This is a genomic window from Sphingomonas sp. (assembly GCF_035490575.1).
Classification (GTDB): domain Bacteria; phylum Pseudomonadota; class Alphaproteobacteria; order Sphingomonadales; family Sphingomonadaceae; genus Sphingomonas.
The window spans coordinates 1-2979 of sequence record NZ_DATJLI010000181.1; the positions used below are offsets into that span (position 1 = coordinate 1).

Annotated in this window: 3 protein-coding genes and 1 pseudogene; all 4 read left to right on the top strand. The window is 62.9% G+C overall.

The genetic code is table 11. From position 1 onward, the window contains the following. A pseudogene (locus VL973_RS13795) lies at window positions 1-346 on the top strand (hypothetical protein); the annotation flags it as partial. 58 nt (window positions 347-404) lie between these two features. Beyond that, window positions 405-845: an SUF system Fe-S cluster assembly regulator gene (locus tag VL973_RS13800; protein ID WP_325284603.1), complete on the top strand. Its 441-nt coding sequence runs from the start codon at window positions 405-407 to the stop codon at window positions 843-845. Between the two features lie 11 nt (window positions 846-856). Next, complete coding sequence (sufB, locus tag VL973_RS13805; RefSeq protein ID WP_414712256.1) at window positions 857-2320, top strand: Fe-S cluster assembly protein SufB; 1464 nt, start codon at window positions 857-859, stop codon at window positions 2318-2320. Window positions 2321-2340: 20 nt separating this feature from the next. Beyond that, window positions 2341-2979, top strand: a 639-nt coding sequence (sufC, locus tag VL973_RS13810; protein WP_325284605.1) for a Fe-S cluster assembly ATPase SufC, incomplete at its 3' end; no start/stop codon positions are given.

Below are 2979 nucleotides of genomic sequence, written 5' to 3' on the forward strand. Positions count from 1 at the left end.
GCGACAATGGCTGACCGATAACCCAACGCCGCGCGTCCAGACGCTGTTCGACGCGATTCCGCTTTCGTCGCGACAGGTGGTGCGACTGGTGAACCAGTATTTCGGCGCGCCGCCCAAATTGCTCGAACGCAAGTTTCGCGCGCTGCGCGCCGCCGCCGCACTGGCCGATGGAGCCGATCCGCGCGCCGTGGCCGAACCCTTTTACGACCAACCGCATATGATCCGCGAAATCCGGCACTTTACCGGCCACACGCCCGGCACGCTGGCGGCGCGCATGGACCCCGTGCTGGCGATGACGCTTTCGCCCGGTGCCTTCAACGAACTAACGCCACCCGAACGGGGTTGACCCGCCGGGTCGCCGCGCCCACATGTCAATCGGATCAAATCCGTCCGATTGGGAGATTATGCGACTTTCCGCCCAGGCCGACTATGCCGTCGTGATGATGCGCGCCGCCGCTCGTCAATGCGGGTCGGTGCGTCTGAACGCGACGCTGCTGGCCGCGGAAACGGGGCTTCCCCTGCCGACGGTGCAGAAACTGGTCAGCCGCCTGTCGGCAGCCGGTTTGATCGAAAGTTCGCGCGGGACCGGGGGCGGCTTTCGCCTCGCGCGTCCGCCCGCCGCCATCACCCTGGCCGATATTGTGGAGGCGATCGAGGGGCCGATCGCCATGACCCAGTGCGTCGACCATGGCCGCCACGACTGCGCGATCGAAGGGTCGTGCGAAGTCCGTCCCCATTGGAATGCCGTCAACGGAGCCGTTCGCGGCGCTTTGGCCGGCATCACCCTGTCCAACCTGATCGACACGCCCGCACCCGAACCGATGGGCATTGGAGCCGAAGCATGACCGATACCGCCATGGCCGTGAAAAACGCCGAGGCGCTGGCCGCCGCTAACAAGAAGTATGAATGGGGCTTCAGCTCCGACATCGAGCAGGACTTCGCGCCCAAGGGGCTGACGGAGGATACGGTCCGTTTCATCTCCGCCAAAAAGGGCGAGCCGGAATGGATGCTCGACTGGCGGCTCAAGGCGTTCCGGATGTGGCAGACGATGGAGGCACCCGACTGGGCCAAGCTGAACGTCCCGCCGATCGACTATCAGGACGCCTATTACTACGCCGAACCGCGCGCCAAGCCCAAGCTGGACAGTCTGGACGAGGTCGATCCTGAAATCCTGCGCGTCTATGAAAAGCTGGGCATCCCGATCGAGGAGCAGAAAGTGCTCGCCGGGGTGGAGGGCGCACGCCGCGTCGCCGTGGACGCGGTGTTCGACAGCGTGTCGGTCGCCACCACTTTCCGCAAGGAGCTGGAGGCCGCCGGCGTCATCTTCCGTTCGATCAGCGAAGCGATCAGGGAATATCCCGATCTGGTCCGGCAATGGCTGGGCAAGGTCGTGCCGATGCGCGACAATTATTTCGCCACGCTCAACTGCGCTGTCTTTTCCGACGGCACCTTCGTCTACATTCCAGAGGGCGTTCGCTGCCCGATGGAATTGTCGACCTATTTCCGCATCAATGCGGAGAACACCGGCCAGTTCGAACGCACGCTGATTGTCGCCGAAAAGGGCAGCTATGTCAGCTATCTTGAGGGCTGCACCGCCCCGATGCGCGACGAGAACCAGCTCCACGCCGCCGTGGTCGAGCTGGTCGCGCTGGACGATGCCGAGATCAAATATTCGACCGTCCAGAACTGGTATCCCGGCGACGAAAACGGCGTCGGCGGCATCTATAACTTCGTCACCAAGCGCGCGCTGTGCCAGGGCCGCAATTCCAAGGTGTCGTGGACGCAGGTCGAAACCGGCAGCGCGATTACCTGGAAATATCCAAGCTGCGTGCTGAACGGCGAAAATTCGGTTGGCGAGTTCTACTCGGTCGCGGTGACCAACGGGCGGCAACAGGCCGATACCGGCACCAAGATGATCCACAATGGCAAGGGGTCGCGATCGACCATCGTGTCCAAGGGGATTTCGGCGGGCCGCAGCGACAACACCTATCGCGGTCTGGTCCGCGTGGGACCGAACGCGGAGAATGTCCGCAACTTCACCCAGTGCGACAGCCTGCTGCTGGGCGATCAATGCGGCGCGCACACCGTGCCCTATATCGAGGTCCGCAATCCCTCGGCCCAGATCGAGCATGAAGCGACGACCAGCAAGATCAGCGAAGATCAGATGTTCTACGCCCAGCAACGCGGGCTGGACAGCGAAGCGGCAATGGCGCTGATCGTCAACGGTTTCGCCAAGGAAGTGCTGCAACAACTCCCCATGGAGTTCGCGGTCGAGGCGCAGAAGCTGCTCGGCATCAGTCTTGAGGGATCGGTCGGCTAAGGCCAGCTACGGAAAGAAACATGCTCAATATCAACAACCTCCACGCCGAAATTGACGGCAAGCCGATCCTCAAGGGTCTCGACCTCACCGTCAATGCGGGCGAAGTCCATGCGATCATGGGTCCGAACGGCGCGGGCAAGTCGACGCTCGGCTATGTGCTGGGCGGTCGCGAAGCTTATGAAGTCACCGAAGGCTCGGTCGCGCTGGACGGCGAAGACCTGCTGGAGAAGGACCCGCATGAACGCGCCGCCGCCGGCCTGTTCCTGGGCTTTCAATATCCGGTCGAGATCCCCGGCATCTCGAACCTGCATTTCCTGCGCGAGGCGCTCAACAGCCAGCGCCGCGCGCGTGGCGAAGAGCCTTTGTCGGGCGGTGAGTTCATCAAGCTGGCGCGTGCACAGGCCGATGCGCTCGGCATGGATGCCGACATGCTCAAGCGCAATGTCAATGTCGGCTTTTCGGGCGGCGAGAAGAAGCGCAACGAAATGGTGCAGATGGGCATCCTGTCGCCGCGCCTCGCCATTCTGGATGAAACCGACAGCGGGCTGGACATCGACGCACTGCGGATCGTGGGCGACGGCATCAACCGCATCATGCGCGCGCCGGACAAGGCGGTCGTGCTGATTACCCATTACCAACGCCTGCTCGACTATGTGCAG